Raw genomic sequence first — 18426 nt, 5'->3', positions numbered from 1 at the left:
CGAGCATTGTCGGTGGTCCGTGATTGCATCTGTACTCATGAGCACGGACGGCAGACACGGCGCGACGGTCACCCTCGTCCGGGCACCCAAGGTGGCTCGGCCGGCCCGCACGTGGGTCGGCGCGGCTGCTCAGCTGTTGTCGTCACGACCGGATTCGGCGGCGGAGGCGGCGCACGGCGCACCCCGGTGGAATCCGTGGCAGATACTCGGTGGCCCCGGGACGGGAAAGACATCGCTCGTCGCCGACTACGCGGTCTCGCGCATAGTCTCCGGGGACCCGGAATCGGTTCTGGTGCTGACACAGTCCAAACGGGCGGCAACCGCGGTGCGGGAGGTGATCACCTCCGGCCTCTTCAGTGGAGATCACGCGCTGAGAGCAACACGTGAACCGTTGGTACGGACGGTGCACTCCTATGCCTTCGCGGTGCTCAGACTCCAGGCGTCTCTCTACGGCAACCCGCCGCCGCGGTTGCTGACCGGTGCCGAGCAGGACGCCGTGGTGCGCGAGATGCTGCGGGGTGACCTAGAGGACGGTGCCGCCGAGTGGCCGGATCGTTTGCGCCCTGCGCTCGGCACCGCGGGGTTCGTGACCGCGGTGCGAGACATGATGCTCAGGTCCGCCGAACGCGGAATCGGACCGGAAGACCTGATCAAACTCGGTCGCAAGCACAGCAAGTCCGAGTGGGTTGCTGTCGGACGGTTCGCCGCTCGGTACGAGCAGGCCATGTTGCTGCGCGGGGCAGTGGGCGTCGAAGCTGCGGGAGCCACGGCACCAGGTCTGGATGCCGCCGAGCTCATCGGTGCCGCGCTGATGGCGTTCGCCACCGACCCGGAACTGCTTCGCAGTGAACGTGCCCGCATCCGCCACCTCGTCGTCGACGATGCTCAGCACCTCGATCCGCAAGCAGCACAATTGGTTCGGCTGATCGGTACCGACACCGAATTGACCGTCGTCGCGGGGGATCCCGATCAATCCGTGTTCACTTTTCGTGGTGCCGATCCCACATTCGTGGCCGACCTCGTCGAGGTCGATTCGCCACGGCGAGTAATGCTGACGCGCAATCACCGGTCCGTGCCGGAGGTTGCCGAGTTGACCGATATCGTGGCGAGGCGCTTGCCCGGGCTCGGTCGGCACCGGTGTCCCGAGCCAGTAGCCGTTGCTCGATTCGGCAACCCTCATGCTCGGGTGCACGTCACGTCCTCGCCGGCCAAGGAAGCCGCGATCATCGCCGACGCCATGCGGCGGGCCCACCTGATCGACGGTATGCCGTGGTCCGAGATGGCCATCGTGGTGCGGTCGGTGCCGAGGACCGTTGCACCGTTGCGCCGGGCACTGCACGCAGCAGGTGTTCCGATGATCACGCCCACCTCCGAGCTTCCGCTGCATCGCCAGCACGGGGCGGTGGGTCTACTGCTGGTACTGCGTGCGATCTCCGATCCGACCTTCGACGGTGAAGATGCACTGGCTTTGCTGTCCGGGCCGATCGGCGGAGCCGATCCGGTGGGTCTGCGTCGACTGCGTCGGGGAATGAGAAGACTCGAGCTCGCATCGGGCGGTGAACGCGACTCGGCCGAACTTCTCAGGGGCGTCCTCACCGACGATTCTCGTGGAAAGACCGGATGGATCGGCGGACTGTCGGATGTGGAGTCCGCGCCACTGCGCAAAGCCCTCGGCGTGATCCGAAAGGCGAGAGCGGTTGCCCGGACGGGTCGCGGTGTCGAGGACGTGTTGTGGGCAGCCTGGCAGGCATCGGGTCTCGAACGTCGGTGGGCCGGCGCGTCCGCGTGGGGTGGCTCGGCCGGTGCCCAGGCGGACCGTGACCTCGATGCAGTGGTTGCGTTGTTCGATGCGGCGGCAGCCTATGTCGACAGACTGCCGCGGGCACAGATCGGCGGATTTCTCGATTACATTGCGCAGCAGGAGATCCCCACTCTGAACTCGCATCGCGCCACGGTTCGGGCCGACGCCGTCACCCTGCTCAGTGCGCACTCTGCTGCGGGTCGGGAATGGGAGCTCGTTGCGGTGGCCGGGGTTCAGGAAGGTTTGTGGCCGGGCCTTCGAGCGCGCGGAAGCCTCCTCGGAACCGACACCCTGGTCGACCTCGTGTCCGGAACGTTCGACGCCGGAGCAGCACTCGACGGGCGTCTGTCGAAATCGGCACCCCTGCTCGCCGAGGAGCGCACGCTGTTTCTGGTCGCGTGCAGCCGCGCTCGATCGACTCTGCTCGTCACTGCCGTCGATTCCAGTACCGGCGATGCCGACCTCGTTCGTTCCCGCTTCGTCGACGAACTGCGCGGGGTGGACGTCGACGGCGAGTCCCTCCTTCCGCTCGAAGCACCCGAGTCCGCACATCGGGTGTTGGCGCTGCCGATGCTGGTTGCCGAGCTGCGCAGTGTCGTGTGCGATCCAGTCGTTGCCGAGCAGGATCCGGACAAGCGAGCCCGAGCTGCTCGCCATCTGGCAACTCTCGCCGACGCCGGTGTCCGAGGCGCGCATCCGGACGAGTGGTTCGGGGTGGCGGGGCTCAGCACCGACGCGCCGTTGTGGCAGCTCGGAGACGGCCCGGTGCCGCTGTCTCCGTCGACGGTGGAACAACTCACCACCTGTCCGCTGCGGTGGATGCTTGAACGTCACGGCGGCAACGACGGCACCAACACCCATGCGGTCACCGGTACTCTCGTGCACACTCTCGTTCAGGCAGTGGCCGGTCGGATGCCACCGGAGCAACTTCGTCGTGCACTCGAAACAGCATGGGACGCAGTCGATCTCGGTTCGCAGTGGTACTCGCGGCATGAGCTGGATCGAACCGGGGCCATGCTGGAGACATTCGAGAGTTGGCTGCACGGCAGTCGAGGCGAGCTCACCGAGGCCGGAGTGGAAGTACAGGTCGACGGCGTCCTGGAAGCGCGGTCCGAGAACGAGCCGGCGGTCGCGTTGCGTGGACGTATCGATCGACTCGAACACGACCCGGACGGTCGGCCGGTGATCATCGACGTCAAGACGGCGAAGACCGTCATGTCGAAGGAGGACGCACGTAACCACCACCAGCTGGCCACCTATCAGGTTGCTGCTGCAGCCGGTGCGATCGAGGGCGAGCCCGCGGGCGAACCCGGCGGAGCCCGGCTGGTGTTCGTTGCCAAACCGCACAACAAGGACGGGGCGACTCAGCGCGTACAGGAGGTTCCGACGCCGGAGAAACTCGAGGAGTGGCGGGACACCGTGCACCAGGCCGCATCGGCAACACAGGGGCCGACATTCGAAGCGCGCGTGAACGACGGCTGTAGGCACTGCCCGGTCAAGTCCAGTTGCCCGGCACACGAGACAGGGAGGCAGGTGACCGAGCAGTGACGACACCGACGAAGAAACGGACCGGTTCGGTGCGGGTGTCGCCGGTCGAGCTCGCCCGGGCACTCGGACAGAAGCATCCGCCGACCGACGAGCAGGCCGCGGTGATCGCGGCCCCGCCCGGCCCGATGCTCGTGGTGGCAGGAGCGGGGGCGGGCAAGACCGAGACGATGGCCGCCCGGGTGGTGTGGATGGTGGCCAACGGTTTCGTCGACCCCGACCAGGTGCTCGGCCTGACTTTCACTCGAAAGGCCGCGCAGCAGTTGACGTCTCGGATCAGGGCGCGGCTGGCGCGGCTGGCCGGATCCGATCTGGTGCGCGCACTCGATCCCAGTCTGGCACTGCGTGAACGGATTCTCGGTGCCGAGCCCGAAGTGAGCACGTATCACTCCTATGCAGGCCGACTGCTCACCGAGCACGGCTTGCTGCTGCCGATCGAACCGTCCGCCACACTGCTCTCGGAAACCGAATTGTGGCAGCTGGCGCACCGCGTCGTCAGCACCTGGGACGGCGACCTGGACACCGACCGAAACCCCACGTCGGTAACCGAGTCGGTGCTGGCGCTCTCGGGCCAGTTGGCCGAGCATCTCGTCGATCCCGATGAGCTGCGCCAGGCTCACGTGGAGTTGGAGAAACTGGTTCACACGCTCGGGCCCGGCCCGCGACAACGCGGCGGCCCCACCAAAGAGTTGCTGAACATCCTCGACGCACAGCATCAACGAATCGGTTTGTTGCCGTTGGTGGAACGGCTGGGCCAGACTCTGCGCCGAGAGGGCGCTCTGGATTTCGGCTCGCAGATGTCGATGGCGGCGCGGGTCGCGGCCGACCATGCGGAGGTGGGAACAGCTGAACGGCAACGTTTTCGGCTGGTACTGCTCGACGAATACCAGGACACCGGGCATGCCCAACGCGTCCTGCTGTCGTCACTGTTCGGATCCGGCGGCGACCCCACGTTGGCGCTGACGGCGGTCGGCGATCCGATGCAATCGATCTACGGCTGGCGCGGTGCCTCGGCAGCGAACCTGCCACGGTTCGCCACCGACTTTCCGCAGGCCGACGGTGACCCGGCCCCTCGACTGGAACTACTCACCAGCTGGCGAAATCCGCCCGAGGCGCTGACTCTGGCGAACCTGATCACCGATCCACTGCGCCGCGTCGGTGTTCCGGTGCCGACTCTGCGGGCACGTCCGGGAGCTGTTCCCGGAGACGTCCGAATTGCCGTTACCGATACGGTTCTGGGCGAACGCGAGTGGATTGCCGACCGGATTGCGGGGGAGTACCGCTCGGCCCTCGAGCAGGATCGGCCACCGCCCACCGCTGCAGTTCTGGTGCGGCGCAACGCCGATGCCGAACCGATTGCCGACGTACTGCGCAGCCGTGGGTTGCCGGTGGAGGTCGTCGGGCTCGGCGGATTGCTGCACGTCCCCGAGGTGGCAGACATCATCGCGATGCTGCGACTGGTCGCCGACCCGACTGCCGGCAGTTCCGCGATGCGCATCCTCACCGGTTCTCGGTGGCAGATCGGGCCGACGGATCTGCGGGCACTCTCCCAGCGTGCCCGAGAACTCGAGATCCGCGGCGGGTACGGCACCGCGGGTCGGGTCGACGACCCCGAGGCGTTGGATGCCGCACTCGGCAGTGCATTGCCCGGCGAGCAGTCCGAGCAGGCGGGCCTGGCAGACGCCATAGCCGATCCAGGTCCGGACGACCGTTACTCGGAGGTCGGCTACCGGCGGATCGTCGCGCTCGCGGGTGAACTGCACCTGCTGCGCGACCGAATCGGGCAACCGCTGACGGAATTGGTCGGCGACATCGAGCGGATCATGAACATCGGGGTCGAAGCGCAAGCCCGGACACCGATCGGTACCGACGGGGCAGTCGGCCGTGAACATCTGGATGCATTCGCTCACGTGGTGGCCGATTACGCAGACAATCCCACCGCCACGGTGACCGGGTTTCTGTCGTTCCTCGCTGCGGCGGAGACGGTCGAGGACGGCCTCGCACCAGGGGAGGTCGAGGTCGCGCCACATCGAGTGCAGGTGCTCACTGTCCACTCCGCGAAGGGCCTCGAATGGGAGGTCGTGGCCGTTCCGCACGTAGCGAAGGGTGTGTTCCCGTCGTCGAACGCGTCTTCGACCTGGCTCGGAGCCATGGCCGAACTACCGCCGTCGCTGCGCGGTGATCGCGCGCTGGACGGTGAGGGCTCCGAGGGCGTTCCGGTTCTCGAGCTCGACCAGCTCTACAACCGTAAGGACCTGGAGGATGCAGTAAAGAACCACAAGGATGCGCTCGCCCGGCGCCGGCTCGCCGAGGACCGGCGGCTGTTCTACGTGGCTCTGACCCGAACCGAACGGGTGCTGTTGGTGTCCGCGCACCACTGGGACCAAACGTCGACGAAGTCGCGTGGGCCGTCGGAGTTTCTCGACGAATTGCACAGGCAAGTAAGCGGATCTGACGACGCCGCAGCTGTGATCGAGCAGTGGGCCCCGGCTCCGGAGGACGGAGTGCAGAACCCACTCGGAGCTGTGCCGCACACGGCGTCCTGGCCGCGAGACCCGCTCGGACCCAGACGTGGTGCGGTCGAGAGCGGCGCGCGGGAGGTGCTACGCGCACTGGCAGATGGTGATGCGGCGCAGCGTAATTCGAGTGAGAGCGCTGACGACGCAACCCTGACCGATCCGGAGAACTGGGCTGCCGATGTCGAGACCCTGCTGGCGGAGCGGGCAGCGAGGTCGGTCGCGGGAGTCGACGTGGCCTTGCCGGGCAACCTGTCGGTGACACAGTTGGTGGACTTGGCCGCAGATCCCGATGGCCTGGCATCGCGACTGCGCAGGCCGTTGCCGTTTCCTCCGAACCCATTGGCGCGCAGAGGAACTGCATTTCACGCCTGGGTCGAGCGGCGGTTCGGTGCAACCCGGTTGCTCGACCTCGACGAGTTGCCGGGCTCGGCCGATACCGGTGCGTCGGCCGACGTCGACCTGGAAACGTTGCAGCAAGCGTTTCTGGACTCGGAATGGTCGCTGCGCAGCCCCGTGGAGGTGGAGGTCCCGTTCGAGACGTCCGTTGCGGGCACGGTGTTGCGCGGTCGAATCGACGCCGTGTTCGCGGACCCCGACGGCGGCTGGACCGTCGTCGACTGGAAAACCGGTGCAGAGCCGACGGCATCGGAACAGCAGGCAGTGGCGATGCAACTCGCAGCCTACCGACTGGCGTGGGCCGAGCTGATGTCGATCGGGCGGGCCGAACCGGTTTCGCTGGACCGCGTACGCGCGGCGTTCCACTATGTCCGCAGCGGCCACACCATCTCGCCCGAGAACCTGCCGGACGCAACAGCTTTGGCCGAACTTCTGGAGGGTCCGGCCGTCTCGACGCCGCTCGACGCTATTGCGCGTTCCGGCGAGCCTTCAGAGCCTCGGTGACCAGCGGGATCTGTAGCGGCAGACGGGCGATCATGGCTGCTTTGAGCGCCGGTGACGTCTTGGAGCTCTGCACGTACTTCCATGCGAGGTTGATGTTGGCGGGGAAGACGGCAACGAACAGACCGGCCGCGAGTGCGCCGCCCAGGCGGCGGGTGCGAGGCGTGGCAAGTGTTGCGGCCACCGCCAGCTCGGCGACCCCCGATACCTGGGTGTACGTGCGAGCCGAACCCGGCAGTGCCGTCGGAACCTGCGCGTCGAAGAACGACGGGGTGACGAAGTGGAGAATGCCGGCCCCGGTGAGCAGTCCGGCGAGGCGCAGTGCGGCTGCCTGACTTGGTCGCTGTGTCATGCACTTACCGTGCCACATCCCGAGTCGTCGGCACAGATTCGTTGCATGGGGTTACGCTGCGTGCCGTGAATGTTCTCGACTTCTGCGCACACTTCGGCGGGCCACGTGGCAGGTAGGTTGCGTGCGCGCCTGAGCGACAGTGGCGCGTTGACCGACAAGCCCGACTTCGCGCTCGTCGGAGTGCTCCGAGTACCGGAGCTGGAATCGAGTCCGTGGAGCGCGATCTACAAACGGGTACTGATGGCGCTCGGCATCCTGTTTCTCGCAGCGTTCGTCGTGTACCTCGACCGCGACGGTTACAGCGACAACCAGAACGGCGAACTGTCCTTCCTGGACGCGTTCTACTATGCGACGGTGTCGCTGTCGACGACGGGATACGGTGACATCGCGCCGATGAGCCCGTCGGCGCGACTGGTCAATATTCTTGTCATCACACCACTTCGGGTCCTGTTCCTCATTCTGCTGGTCGGAACGACGCTGTCGGTTCTCACCGAGCGGTCCAGACAAGCATTCAAAATTCAGCGATGGAGACGCAGCGTGCGCAATCACACCGTGGTCATCGGTTTCGGCACCAAGGGCCGAACCGCAGTCGACGCGATGCTCGGAGACGGCGTACCGGCGTCCGACATCGTCGTGGTCGACACAGATCAGACGGTGCTCGATGCCGCTTCGGCCCTGGGCCTGGTCACCGTCCACGGCTCGGCGACCAAGTCCGACGTGCTCAGACTCACCGGTGCCCAGCATGCGTCGGCCATCATCGTGGCGACCAACCGAGACGACACCGCAGTGCTGGTGACTCTGACCGCCCGCGAGATCGCTCCCAAGGCCAAGATCGTCGCGGCCATCAGAGAAGCGGAGAACACCCACCTGCTGCGTCAGTCCGGTGCCGATTCGGTGGTCGTTTCCTCGGAGACCGCGGGCCGGCTGCTCGGCATCGCCACGTCCACACCGTCCGTGGTGGAGATGATCGAGGACTTGTTGACGCCGGAGGCAGGCTTCGCCATTGCTGAGCGCGAAGTCGAGCGGGACGAGGTGGGCGGCTCTCCGCGGCACCTCACCGACATCGTGCTCGGGGTTGTGCGAGGCGGCAAACTGTTCCGGGTCGGCACTCCGGAAGTCGATGCGGTCGAGGCGTCCGATCGCCTGCTGTACATCCGTCGTGTTGGTGAGTAACGAAGTCCGAGTAGGGTTCCGAGCGTGCCGAAATTCCACCTCGCTCACCCACCTCGCCTCTCCCGGTCACCACTGAACAGGGCCGAGGAGTTACGCCGAGACACCGCCGCACTCGCAGCAGGCTGGTCGACCGGCCGACTGCTGAACGTCGACGGCAGAGGCAGATTCGTCGTGGACGAGGACGGTCTGATCCTCACCCCCGCCATCGATGTTGCACCGGAGCCCACGGCTGATGCGGTCTTTCTCGGAATCCACGGGGACCGGCACGTGTGGACCAGGCGAGTGGAGATCGTGGAGGGCACGCTCGGCGACCTACGTACCGACGGTGATCGCCTGGACGGCACTGCACTGTCGATGGTGACCGGTGCGTTGGCGATCCTCAATTGGCATGCGAGCGCACAATTCAGCTCACTCGACGGCGCGCCGTCGGTTCCGTCGAACGCGGGGTGGTCTCGCACCAGTGAGTCCACCGGCCACGAGGAATTTCCCCGTACCGATCCCGCAGTCATCTGCCTGGTCCACGACGGCGGCGACAGAGTGCTGCTGGCACGCGCACCGGCCTGGCCCGAGCGGCGATTCTCTGTTCTGGCGGGTTTCGTCGAGGCCGGCGAATCCCTGGAAACGTGTGTGGCACGGGAGATCAAGGAAGAAGTCGGCCTCGACGTCTCCGACATCGACTACCTGGGCAGCCAGCCGTGGCCGTTCCCGCGTTCGGTGATGATCGGGTTCTCGGCTGTCGCCGACCCGGAGCAGCCGTTGCTTTTCCAGGACGGCGAGATTGCCGAAGCCCACTGGTTCGATCGAGCCGAGGTTGTCGCGGCGCTGGAACTGGGCGACTGGGGATCCGATTCGACCTCCCGATTGTTGCTTCCCGGTTCCATCTCGATCGCGCGCGGAATGCTCGAAGCGTGGGCGGCCACGGACTGACGCTCGATCAGAGCGACAGCGCGCGCTTGACCTCGGCGAGACCGGGATTGGTTGCAGTCGAGCCGTCGGCGAAGAGGACGGTCGGTACCACGTGATTGCCGTTGTTGACGCTTCCGACGAAGTCGGCGGCTTCCGGGTTCTGCTCGATGTCGATCTCGGCGTAGGTGATTCCGGCCTCGTCGAGCTGGGTCTTGAGTCGGCGGCAGTATCCGCACCACGTCGTGGAGTAGACGGTGAGGGCGGCTGGGGTCTGCGGTGTGTTCTCGGTAGTGGTCACGACAAGAGTCAACAGGAGCGCCGACGCCATTGTTCCGGCAGGTTCAGGCCGGGGCGGAACTGTCGGTGCGCACTGACACAATGGTCCATATGGCTGACGACGCGATGACCACCGGACTGGATCCGGAGCAATCCGCGGCGGTGCTGGCTCCTCGTGGCCCGGTGTGCGTTCTCGCCGGCGCCGGCACGGGCAAGACCCGCACGATCACTCGACGCATCGCGCACCTCGTCTCGGCGGGGCATGTGTCCTCGGGGCAGGTACTGGCGGTGACGTTCACCGCTCGCGCTGCCGGTGAGATGCGCGGCCGCCTGCGCGAGCTCGGGGTGGGGGGAGACGGCCCTCCCGTACAGGCCCGTACGTTCCACGCCGCGGCGATGCGGCAACTCAAATACTTCTGGCCGCAGGTCGTCGGAGACACCGGCTGGCAGCTACTCGATCGCAAGTTCACCGTTGTTTCGCAGGCGGCGAATCGCGCCGGAGTATCGACCTCGACCGACGCGATCCGCGATCTCGCAGGTGAGATCGAGTGGGCCAAAGGATCGTTGATCGCGCCCGAGGACTATCCGCGTATCGCGGCGAGCAATCGCCGCGACGTGCCGATGGATGCCGCCAAGGTCGCTGCCGTGTACGCCGGATACGAAGACCTCAAGTCTCGAGGTGGAGACGGCATGTTGCTCGATTTCGACGACCTCCTCCTGCACACGGCCGCAGCTCTGGAAGAGCACTCGTCGGTGGCGGACGAGTTCCGCGAGCGCTACCGCTGCTTCGTCGTCGACGAATACCAGGACGTGACACCGCTGCAGCAACGGGTGCTCGACGCCTGGGTGGGCGACCGCGACGATCTCACCGTCGTCGGCGACGCGAATCAGACGATCTATTCGTTCACCGGCGCGTCCCCTCGATATCTGCTCGACTTCTCTCGCAAGTACCCCGAGGCCACCGTGGTTCGGCTCGAACGTGACTACCGGTCGACACCGGAGGTGGTGTCGCTGGCCAATCGTGTCATCGGAGCCGCTCGCGGGCGTATTGCCGGCACCCGGCTGCAATTGATCGGTCAGCGGGAGCCGGGGCCCGAGCCGGAGTTCTTCGAGTACGACGACGAGCCGGCGGAGGCCGACGGCGTGGCGCGGGCGGTCAAGAGGCTCATCGCGAAGGGGGTCGAGCCGGCCGAGATCGCGATTCTGTACCGCATCAACGCTCAGTCCGAGGCGCACGAGCAGGCGCTGACCGAACTGAAGATTCCGTACCAGGTGCGCGGCGGGGAGGGCTTCTTCACCAGACCCGAGGTGCGGCAGGGAGTCAACGCGCTGCGGCAGGCGGCCGGTCGTGACGATCTACCCGACGGCGCGCAGTCCGGCGACGGCCTGACGGCTCTGGTGCGGGCCGTACTCGCGCCGCTGGGCCTGACCGCGACCGAACCGACCGGCGCGCAGGCCCGCGAGAAATGGGCGTCGTTGGGCGGTCTGGTGCAACTCACCGAAGAACTTCTCGTTCACGAGCCGGACCTGACCCTCGAGAAGTTGCTGGGGGAGCTCGCCGCGCGAGCCGAGGCGCGGCATCCTCCGACGGTGCAGGGCGTGACGCTGGCCTCCTTGCACGCGGCGAAGGGCCTGGAGTGGGACGCGGTGTTCATCGTCGGTCTCGCCGACGGAACTCTGCCGATCTCACACGCGATCGGCAACGATCCGAGCGCCAACAACGAGGCCGCGATCGAGGAGGAGCGCAGACTGCTCTATGTCGGTGTCACGCGCGCCCGAGTCCACCTGCATCTGTCCTGGGCGCTCGCCCGCAACGAGGGTGGGCGCAAGTCGCGCCGGCGGTCGAGGTTTCTCATCGGTCTGGTGCCCGAGGATTCGCCCGCCTCGCGTATAGCGGCACCCGCGGCCAAGAAATCCGGCCCCAAGTGCCGGTTGTGTGGCAAGCCGTTGATCGGGACGTCGGCAACCATGCTCGGTCGGTGCGATAGCTGCCCGTCGAACGTCGACATCGCCTTGCTGGACGCCCTGAAGTCATGGCGACTGGACAAATCCCGTGAATTGAAAGTGCCGGCATATGTGGTGTTCAGCGACAACACGCTCACTGCCATCGCCGAGCAGCAGCCGCAGGACGAGCGGGGACTCGTCGCCATCCCCGGAATCGGAGCCAAGAAGTTGGAGCGGTTCGGCGAGGACGTACTCGCAGTCGTGCGCGCAACGGACAGTTGACCGGGCGAGTGGAGATCGCCGAGAAACTGCTGGTCAAAAATAACTTGTGCAGATATCGGCGGGGGGCTTAGTCTGTTTCACGTGCCGCGGGAGATCGCGCACTGTCCAATCCGCCAACGAGACCAGAACAGGAGCTGAAAGAAATGATCAACACATTCCACGCCGCCGTTGCCGATGCAACCGTCGCGTTCAGCCCTGTCCTCGGCACGGCACCTTTCGGAGTTGCCCCTCTCGGCACTCATGCCGCCGCCGCAGGCTCTGTTGCGCAGACGTGGATTCGTTCCTCCGCTTTCGGTCCCATCCACGAGTCCGCATACGTGGCCTCGGGGTCGAATTCCGCCCAGGTTGCCCTGGCACCAGGAGCGAAAGCCGTTGCTCAGGCAGCCCGACGTCACCGCGCACCAGGCGCGTCCGTGCTCGACAGCAGACACCGACTTCACTGTAGGTAGACGCTTCGAAAGCCCACCAGGCCACGGACCCGCACAACGCGGACCGTGGCCTTTGTCGTTCAGGTAGTCCCTCTACCCGAACGTGAGGCCGACATGGTTCGCATTACCCCTCGAACCGACAACGACGCCGCACGAAAAGTAGAGGAGACCGACGTGTCAACCGCCACGATCCGGACGACATGCCGACCAGAGTCCGAAAGTGCCTACGCTGCACAGTGTTCCACTGAATTGGGCTCGACCGAATTGGCCGAGCTGCAGCTGTCCGTACCCTGCCGAGCGGCGAACCCCGACATGTGGTTCGCCGACACCCCTGCCGAACTCGAGCAGGCGAAGGCGCTGTGCGCTCAGTGCCCCATCAGGCGTACCTGCCTGGATGCGGCATTGGACCGTGCCGAGCCCTGGGGCGTATGGGGCGGGGAGATCCTCGATCAAGGAGTGGTCATCGCCCGGAAGCGTCCTCGGGGACGACCACGTAAGAACGCAGCATGATCTCCGTAGCTGATGCCCGGCTTCACCGAATAGTTCAGTCGGTGAAGCCGGGCATCCACGCGGTGAGGATTGCCATGTACGGCGCGTAGGCGTCGAGCTGGGCGCAGATTCCCACCAGTCCACCGAGAACGCGGAAGATCATCACGTATTCGGCGGGCATGTTCAATGCTCGAACAGTACGAAACTGAGCACTGTTGAAATCTGCGGCAGTACCCGCAGCCTTCTGCAGCCACGCGCGGGTGAAGTGGAACGACTCGGTGTGGATCGGGTCGGTGAAGGGACGCAGGTAGTCCGCAATTTCTTTCTCTGTCACCGTGCGGCCCGGCACCACGAAGCCGCTCTCGGTGAACAACACCACGAGTTCGTCGAATTTCTCGTCGCGGGCGAGCGAAACCATCCGGCCGAGAACGGGTGGAAGACCGTCAGGCATCGGAGCGCATGCACCGAAATCGATGACACCCATACGCCCGTCGTCGAGCATCATGAAGTTTCCTGGGTGCGGGTCTGCGTGCAACAACTTGGCCCGAGCGGGTGACACGAACGCGAACAGGGCCAGTAGCTCGCCCGCCCGGTTACGTTCCTCGGCGGTACCGCTGGCAATGACGTCCGCCAACGGCCGACCCGTCATCCATTCGCTGACAACGACTCTGGGCGCGCTGGCAACAATTTTGGGAATTGCGAACTGCGGATCTCCCGCGAACTCCTTACTGAACACCCGCTGATTCGCGGCCTCGATACGGTAGTCGAGTTCATCCTCTGTGCGGGCAGTGAGCTCCTCGAGCACCGGCTTGACGTCGGTGCCCGCGAGCACGGTGCTGAACAGGTTCGCGAAACGCGACAGAGTCTTGAGGTCGGAGCGCAGTGCATCGTCCGCACCCGGGTACTGAATTTTCACTGCAACGTCCCGACCGTCCGACCACGTGGCCCGGTGCACCTGGCCGATGCTCGCCGAGGCAATCGCAGTGTCGTCGAAATCGAGAAAGCGCGATCGCCACGCCGTTCCGAGTTGTTGGTCCAACACTCTGTGGACCGTCTTTGCCGGCATGGGCGGACCCTGCGCTTGGAGTTTGGTCAGCGCTTCTCGGTACGGCTCGGAATACTCCTCCGGAACGGCGGCTTCCATCACCGAGAGCATCTGCCCCAGCTTCATGGCACCGCCCTTGAGCTCGCCGAGAACGGAGAAGAGCTGTTCCGCAGCTTTCGCGGCCATGTCCGCATCGATCTCGTCGCGATTTCCGCCGGCGAGCTTCTTGCCGAAGCCCACAGCGGCCCGGCCCGCCATTCCCAATGGAATGCTGGCCAGTTTTGCAGTACGAGTCGATCCACGGCGCGGTATGTCAGACACAGCTCCATCATGGCTGAACCTTCCGACAATTGCTCGGACCGTCCTGTTCCGACCCGTATCGGCCGAGGTGACCGTGTCCGGTCAATGCCAGCAATCACAGTGCGGGTGCTTGGACCACAGTCTTTTGTGCACCGTGGTTGCGCGTGCTGCGAGATCCAACTCCATCGTGCAGTCGGCGGTTTCGGGCATCGACCCGTCGGAACGGCCGATGAGGGGTTCGAGCTGGGCGAAGGCAAACGCGGCCGTGGCCAACACCGTCGCGCTGCTGGCCTGGCCGACAGTGCCGAGCAGCTGAGCCGAGAGATGCGGCCATTCGGGATCGAGGTCGCAGCGAGTCAGATCTGCGCAGCGTAGGCAACTCGTTCGGCCGGGCAGTACGAAGGGCCCGACCACACCCTTTCCGTCCCGCAGCCGCACCTGAAGATGGGGGATGCGCATACGCACCAGATCGGTCACCAATCGGGGCTCGGCGACCAGATCGTCGGCGAGCACGACGATGTCGTAGGTCCACGAATTCACCGCCGACTGTGGGTAGCGCGTGGGCGTCAGGCTCGATCGGCTCACCGCGGCGCTGGTCCGATTCAGGCCCGAGGCCAATGCGTCCGACAGCGGACCCCGCCCGACGAGGTGGACGGTCCGTACCGTCCCCGGCCCGTCCGTCGTAGCGTGCTGCGACGCGACGGGCCCGCTCGTGCCGTGCACCAGCAACCCGGACTCCTCCAACTCGCCGAGCATCGCCGATGTCCGATTGGCGGAGAGTCCCAATGTCATTGCATGACAGACGATATGAGGTCTCGAACGGCCTGCGGCGAGCAGCCGGAGCAGCTCGAGCATCGAACCCGGCTCGGCACCGGGAGGCGGAGTGACGACGACGCTGGTCTCGGGGCTCCAGCCCAGTTGAACGGTGCCGTCCCGTCGAGGCAGTATTGCCACCGCAGGATCGAGTCGAACGGTCGGTGTGATCATGGAACACACTCTGACAGCGAACACTCCCGTCAACGCCCGCCCGAGGCACGTTATCCACAGGGTGGCTGTGCCTCCGAGCAGGCGTTCGACGAAGAAGTGGAACTCGTGTGAATTTTACTGGGTCAGCTTGTGGATGAACCCTTTTCGGGATCACCGTCGGTGCTCTCGTCGCCCTTGCTTTCGTCGTCCTTGCCCGCGGCCTGTTCGGCTTCCGCGCGTTCTTTGGCCTCCATCGCTTCGAGCTGTGCGATCGGGTCGTCGAAGTTCGAGGTTCCACCACCTACCACGCGGTCGATGAACGCCGCAGGGTTGTCCAGATCCGACGAGTCGGGCAGAAGATCGGGGTGGGCCCACACTCCGTCGCGTCCCTCGATGTCGGCTGCGGCGAGGAGTTGGCGCCACAGATCGGCTGCTTCGCGAACCTTGCGTGGGCGCAATTCGAGGCCGACCAACGTGGCGAAGGTCTGCTCGGCCGGGCCACCGGACGCCCGACGTCGGCGGATGGTCTCGCCGAGTGCCACCGCCCCCGGCAGCCGGTCGCCCAGCGCAGCCGCGACCACGGTCTCGACCCATCCTTCGACCAGGGCCAGCAACGTCTCCAGACGCTCGAGTGCGTGCTTCTGCTCCGGCGTCGTCTGCGGCTCGAAGGCACCCTGCTGCAGAATTGCTTCGATCTTCGACGGATCGGTCAGCGCGGAGGGGTCGAGGCCGGCTGCTGCCTCCTCGATAGCCGAGAAGTCCATCCGTATTCCGCGCGCGTACTCCTCGACCGTGGCCAGAACCCGTTGCCGCAGCCATGGAATATGGCTGTAGAGCCGCTGGTGTGCGGCTTCCCTCGCCGCAAGGAACACCAAGACCTCACGCTCGGGTTGCTCGAGACCCTCACTGAACGACGCTATGGCCGACGGCAACAACGCCGCCGTGCCCGACGGTCCGAGTGGTAGCCCGATGTCGGTCGAGGTGAGTACCTCCTTGGAAAGCTGGCCGAGGGCCTGGCCGAGCTGCGAACCGAAGGCCATTCCGCCCATCTGAGTCAGCATGCCCATCATGGGTCCGGCCATCTGGTGGGCCTCGGCGGGGAGGCCGGATGTCCACATGCCCGAAATCTGCTCGGCGACCGGGTCGCACAGTCGCTTCCAGGTGTCGATCGTGTTGTCGAGCCAGTCGACCGGCGTCCACGCAACGGTCTTCGTGGCACCGGCAGGCAGGGTCGTTGCCCCGTCCAGCCAGAGCTCGGCCAGGTGTGCGGCGTCGGTGATCGCCTCGCGCTCGCCCGCCGACACCGGGCTGAAATCACCCATCTGCTGACGAGCCAGCTGCTTGGCCAAGTCGTAGTTCACCGGTCCGGAACCGGTCCCGCCAGCAGCGCCCATGCCGCTGAGCATCTGACCGAACTGGGTGAGCATCTGGCCCAGCTGGGCAGGGTCGAAACCCTCCGCGCCGAAGCCGAAACCGGCGGGGTTGCCCGAACCGTCCGGATCCTTCTTCTTGTCCGGGTCGTCGTCGGAAGCACCGAAACCAAAATTGCTCATGTCTCAACGGTACAAGCCATGTGCACGGGGAGCGCGGAAGATCGTCACGCTGACGGCGAACAGTAGAAGCTCGCGCTCTGCGCAACGGGCTCCGGCAGGGGCGGTATCCATGGCACCGCACGTTCGGATCTAGTGTCTACCGAGTGAACCGAAGGATCGCCACTCTTGTCGCTGCGCTGGTACCGGTGGTGGTGCTGGGCGTCACCGGATCGGTCGTCACCGTTCCGTTCGCCGCCCTCGGCCCCGGCCCCACGTACAACACCCTCGGCGATGTCGACGGAGTGCCCGTGGTGCAGATCGACGGAACCGACGTCGATCCGACCGCAGGGCATCTGAACATGACGACGGTGGCCGTCCGCGATCAACTCAATCTGTTCGAGGCCATCGGTTTCTGGGCGAGCGGCCGTCAGGGCCTCGTTCCGCGTGAAGAGGTCTATCCGCCCGACAAGTCGAAGGAAGAAGTGCAGGAGGGTAACCAAGCGGATTTCGAGGAGTCCGAGTCCAGCGCTGAACTTGCCGCACTGCACCACCTGGATCTACCCGTCTCGTTGGCCGTGGCGAGCGTGGCCGAGGATGGGCCCGCCGCCGGGGTGCTGAACGTGGGGGACACGCTCGTCTCGGTCGGCGGCAGCCCGGTCGCCACCGCGTCTGCAGTGCGTGAGGCCGTCAGCGCCCGAGCGCCGGGCGATTCGCTGGACATCGAGTACGTGCGAGACGGTACGACGCAGACGAGTGCGGTGGTATTGGGCGCGCGGCCCGACGACGCATCGAAGGGGTACCTCGGCGTCACTCCCGAAGAGCAGCCCGGCGTGCCGTTCGAGGTGAAGTTCAACCTCGCCGACGTCGGTGGACCCTCGGCCGGACTGATGTTCAGCCTCGCCGTGGTGGACAAGCTCAGTCCCGGCGAGTTGAGCAACGGAGAGTTCGTTGCAGGCACCGGAACCATAGATGCCGACGGAACGGTCGGCCCGATCGGCGGCATTCCGTACAAGCTGATCGCCGCCCGTGAAGCGGGAGCCACCACGTTCCTGGTTCCGGACGCGAACTGCGGTGAGGCGCAACAGAACGTCCCCGACGGACTCCGCCTGGTGCGCGTCGAATCACTGGACAGCGCTGTCGGGGCGCTGCAGGCGATCGGCTCCGGTGCCGACGCGCCGTCCTGCAGCTGAACTGTCTCGAATTCTGCCGTCGATGTCCCGGCTAGTCGTCTTCGACGGTGTCGAAGGTGGCGTAGAGCCCGTGTACGACATTGGGTGCCAAATCCTCTGCGACGCGTAGGTCGATCGGCGCGAAGGGGTCGGCGTCCTCGTCCGGATGCAACTGCAGCAGCGTCAGGGACGGTCCGTCCTTGAGGACCGCGACGATCAGCCGGGCATCCCGCTTCTCGGGATGGTTCTCGGCGGCCGAGCGAGCCGCTCGGTCTGCCGCGTCGGGATCGGCGAGCAACGGCATCAAGGCATCGTCGAGGGTCGATTCGGCGGCCGGGGGAAGTACGACGATCTCTTGCGCCAGAGCGCATCCGACGACACCCTCGGGCCACGTCGAGGTGGCGAGGAATTCGTCCAGGGCGGGGGAGCCGCCGGTGATGTCCTCGGGGAGTGAGTGCTGCTGAATCGGAGTCAGAGCTGCGCCGTCGGCCAAGTCGTCGAGCAGACCGGGTTCCGCTGCTGCGAGAGTCGCTGTGGGTACCAAGGCGAACATCTGAGGCGCCTGGTGCCATCCGCCTGCGTCGACGAAATCCGCTACTTCACGCGCGCACCGGGCCAAAGCCTGCGCCACATCCTGTCCACCCGATTCGGGGTCGAACTCGTCACCGAAATCGTCTCGGCCGGGCAGTCCGTCGCTGTCGTTGCTCACGGCACTATCCTCGCATCCGGACGGTTCTATGGACGCCGACCCTCCTGACCTGCGTTCGACAGTGGCCGCAGTACGGGCGTCGCAGCCGTAGGA

The 18426-nt window shown here is 65.8% G+C and carries 14 protein-coding genes; 8 read left to right on the top strand and 6 right to left on the bottom strand.

All coding sequences use genetic code 11. The features are described from left to right. Positions 1-37 precede the first annotated feature (37 nt). The gene (locus O4220_RS09560) at positions 38-3349 is read left to right on the top strand and encodes an ATP-dependent helicase (RefSeq protein ID WP_269603398.1); all 3312 of its coding nucleotides are present in this window, start codon (positions 38-40) and stop codon (positions 3347-3349) included. Beyond that, positions 3346-6765, top strand: coding sequence for an ATP-dependent helicase (locus O4220_RS09555; protein WP_269603396.1), 3420 nt, complete (start codon positions 3346-3348; stop codon positions 6763-6765). Before O4220_RS09560 ends, O4220_RS09555 begins: the two co-directional genes overlap by 4 nt. Here O4220_RS09555 and O4220_RS09550 read toward each other — a convergent pair. Next, positions 6728-7114: a hypothetical protein gene (locus O4220_RS09550; protein ID WP_269603394.1), complete on the bottom strand. Its 387-nt coding sequence runs from the start codon at positions 7112-7114 to the stop codon at positions 6728-6730. The genes O4220_RS09555 and O4220_RS09550 overlap by 38 nt on opposite strands. A gap of 105 nt (positions 7115-7219) precedes the next feature. On the opposite strand from O4220_RS09550, the gene O4220_RS09545 reads away from it, so the two are divergent. Beyond that, positions 7220-8287 (top strand): potassium channel family protein, encoded by a 1068-nt coding sequence (locus tag O4220_RS09545; protein ID WP_032378149.1) that lies wholly within the window; start codon positions 7220-7222, stop codon positions 8285-8287. Positions 8288-8311: 24 nt separating this feature from the next. Continuing rightward, positions 8312-9214, top strand: a complete 903-nt coding sequence (gene nudC / locus O4220_RS09540; RefSeq protein WP_269603392.1) for an NAD(+) diphosphatase — start codon at positions 8312-8314, stop codon at positions 9212-9214. Positions 9215-9221: 7 nt separating this feature from the next. Here nudC and O4220_RS09535 read toward each other — a convergent pair whose 3' ends face one another. Next, complete coding sequence (locus O4220_RS09535; protein ID WP_420030355.1) at positions 9222-9521, bottom strand: mycoredoxin; 300 nt, start codon at positions 9519-9521, stop codon at positions 9222-9224. Between the two features lie 59 nt (positions 9522-9580). Here O4220_RS09535 and O4220_RS09530 point away from each other — a divergent pair, with 59 nt between their 5' ends. The 3 genes from O4220_RS09530 (at position 9581) to O4220_RS09520 (ending at position 12633) form a co-directional block, all read left to right on the top strand. Then, entirely contained in the window at positions 9581-11695 is a 2115-nt protein-coding gene (locus O4220_RS09530) for an ATP-dependent DNA helicase UvrD2 (protein ID WP_420030354.1), read from the top strand. A gap of 143 nt (positions 11696-11838) precedes the next feature. Next, positions 11839-12144, top strand: coding sequence for a hypothetical protein (locus tag O4220_RS09525; RefSeq protein WP_269603391.1), 306 nt, complete (start codon positions 11839-11841; stop codon positions 12142-12144). A 153-nt stretch (positions 12145-12297) separates the two neighbouring features. Beyond that, positions 12298-12633 carry a WhiB family transcriptional regulator gene (locus O4220_RS09520; protein ID WP_269603390.1) on the top strand — a complete coding sequence of 112 codons (336 nt, stop codon included), beginning with the start codon at positions 12298-12300 and terminating at the stop codon, positions 12631-12633. 34 nt (positions 12634-12667) lie between these two features. Here O4220_RS09520 and O4220_RS09515 read toward each other — a convergent pair whose 3' ends face one another. The 3 genes from O4220_RS09515 to O4220_RS09505 all read right to left on the bottom strand — a co-directional run bounded on the left by O4220_RS09515 (position 12668) and on the right by O4220_RS09505 (position 16476). Continuing rightward, positions 12668-13978: an ABC1 kinase family protein gene (locus tag O4220_RS09515; protein ID WP_269603389.1), complete on the bottom strand. Its 1311-nt coding sequence runs from the start codon at positions 13976-13978 to the stop codon at positions 12668-12670. Between the two features lie 81 nt (positions 13979-14059). Then, positions 14060-14944, bottom strand: a complete 885-nt coding sequence (locus O4220_RS09510) for a hypothetical protein (protein ID WP_269603388.1) — start codon at positions 14942-14944, stop codon at positions 14060-14062. A gap of 122 nt (positions 14945-15066) precedes the next feature. Continuing rightward, entirely contained in the window at positions 15067-16476 is a 1410-nt protein-coding gene (locus O4220_RS09505) for a zinc-dependent metalloprotease (protein ID WP_269603387.1), read from the bottom strand. A gap of 143 nt (positions 16477-16619) precedes the next feature. Here O4220_RS09505 and O4220_RS09500 point away from each other — a divergent pair, with 143 nt between their 5' ends. After that, on the top strand, positions 16620-17645 hold the full coding sequence (locus O4220_RS09500) for a PDZ domain-containing protein (RefSeq protein ID WP_269603386.1): 1026 nt from the start codon (positions 16620-16622) through the stop codon (positions 17643-17645). A 31-nt stretch (positions 17646-17676) separates the two neighbouring features. Here O4220_RS09500 and O4220_RS09495 read toward each other — a convergent pair whose 3' ends face one another. After that, positions 17677-18255 carry a PPA1309 family protein gene (locus O4220_RS09495; RefSeq protein WP_269603655.1) on the bottom strand — a complete coding sequence of 193 codons (579 nt, stop codon included), beginning with the start codon at positions 18253-18255 and terminating at the stop codon, positions 17677-17679. Between the last annotated feature and the right edge of the window lie 171 nt (positions 18256-18426).

This window comes from Rhodococcus ruber (assembly GCF_027270735.1).
Classification (GTDB): Bacteria; Actinomycetota; Actinomycetes; order Mycobacteriales; family Mycobacteriaceae; genus Rhodococcoides; species Rhodococcoides rubrum_A.
Note: the sequence above shows the minus strand (reverse complement) of the source record. Positions and strands in the feature narration are given on the sequence as shown.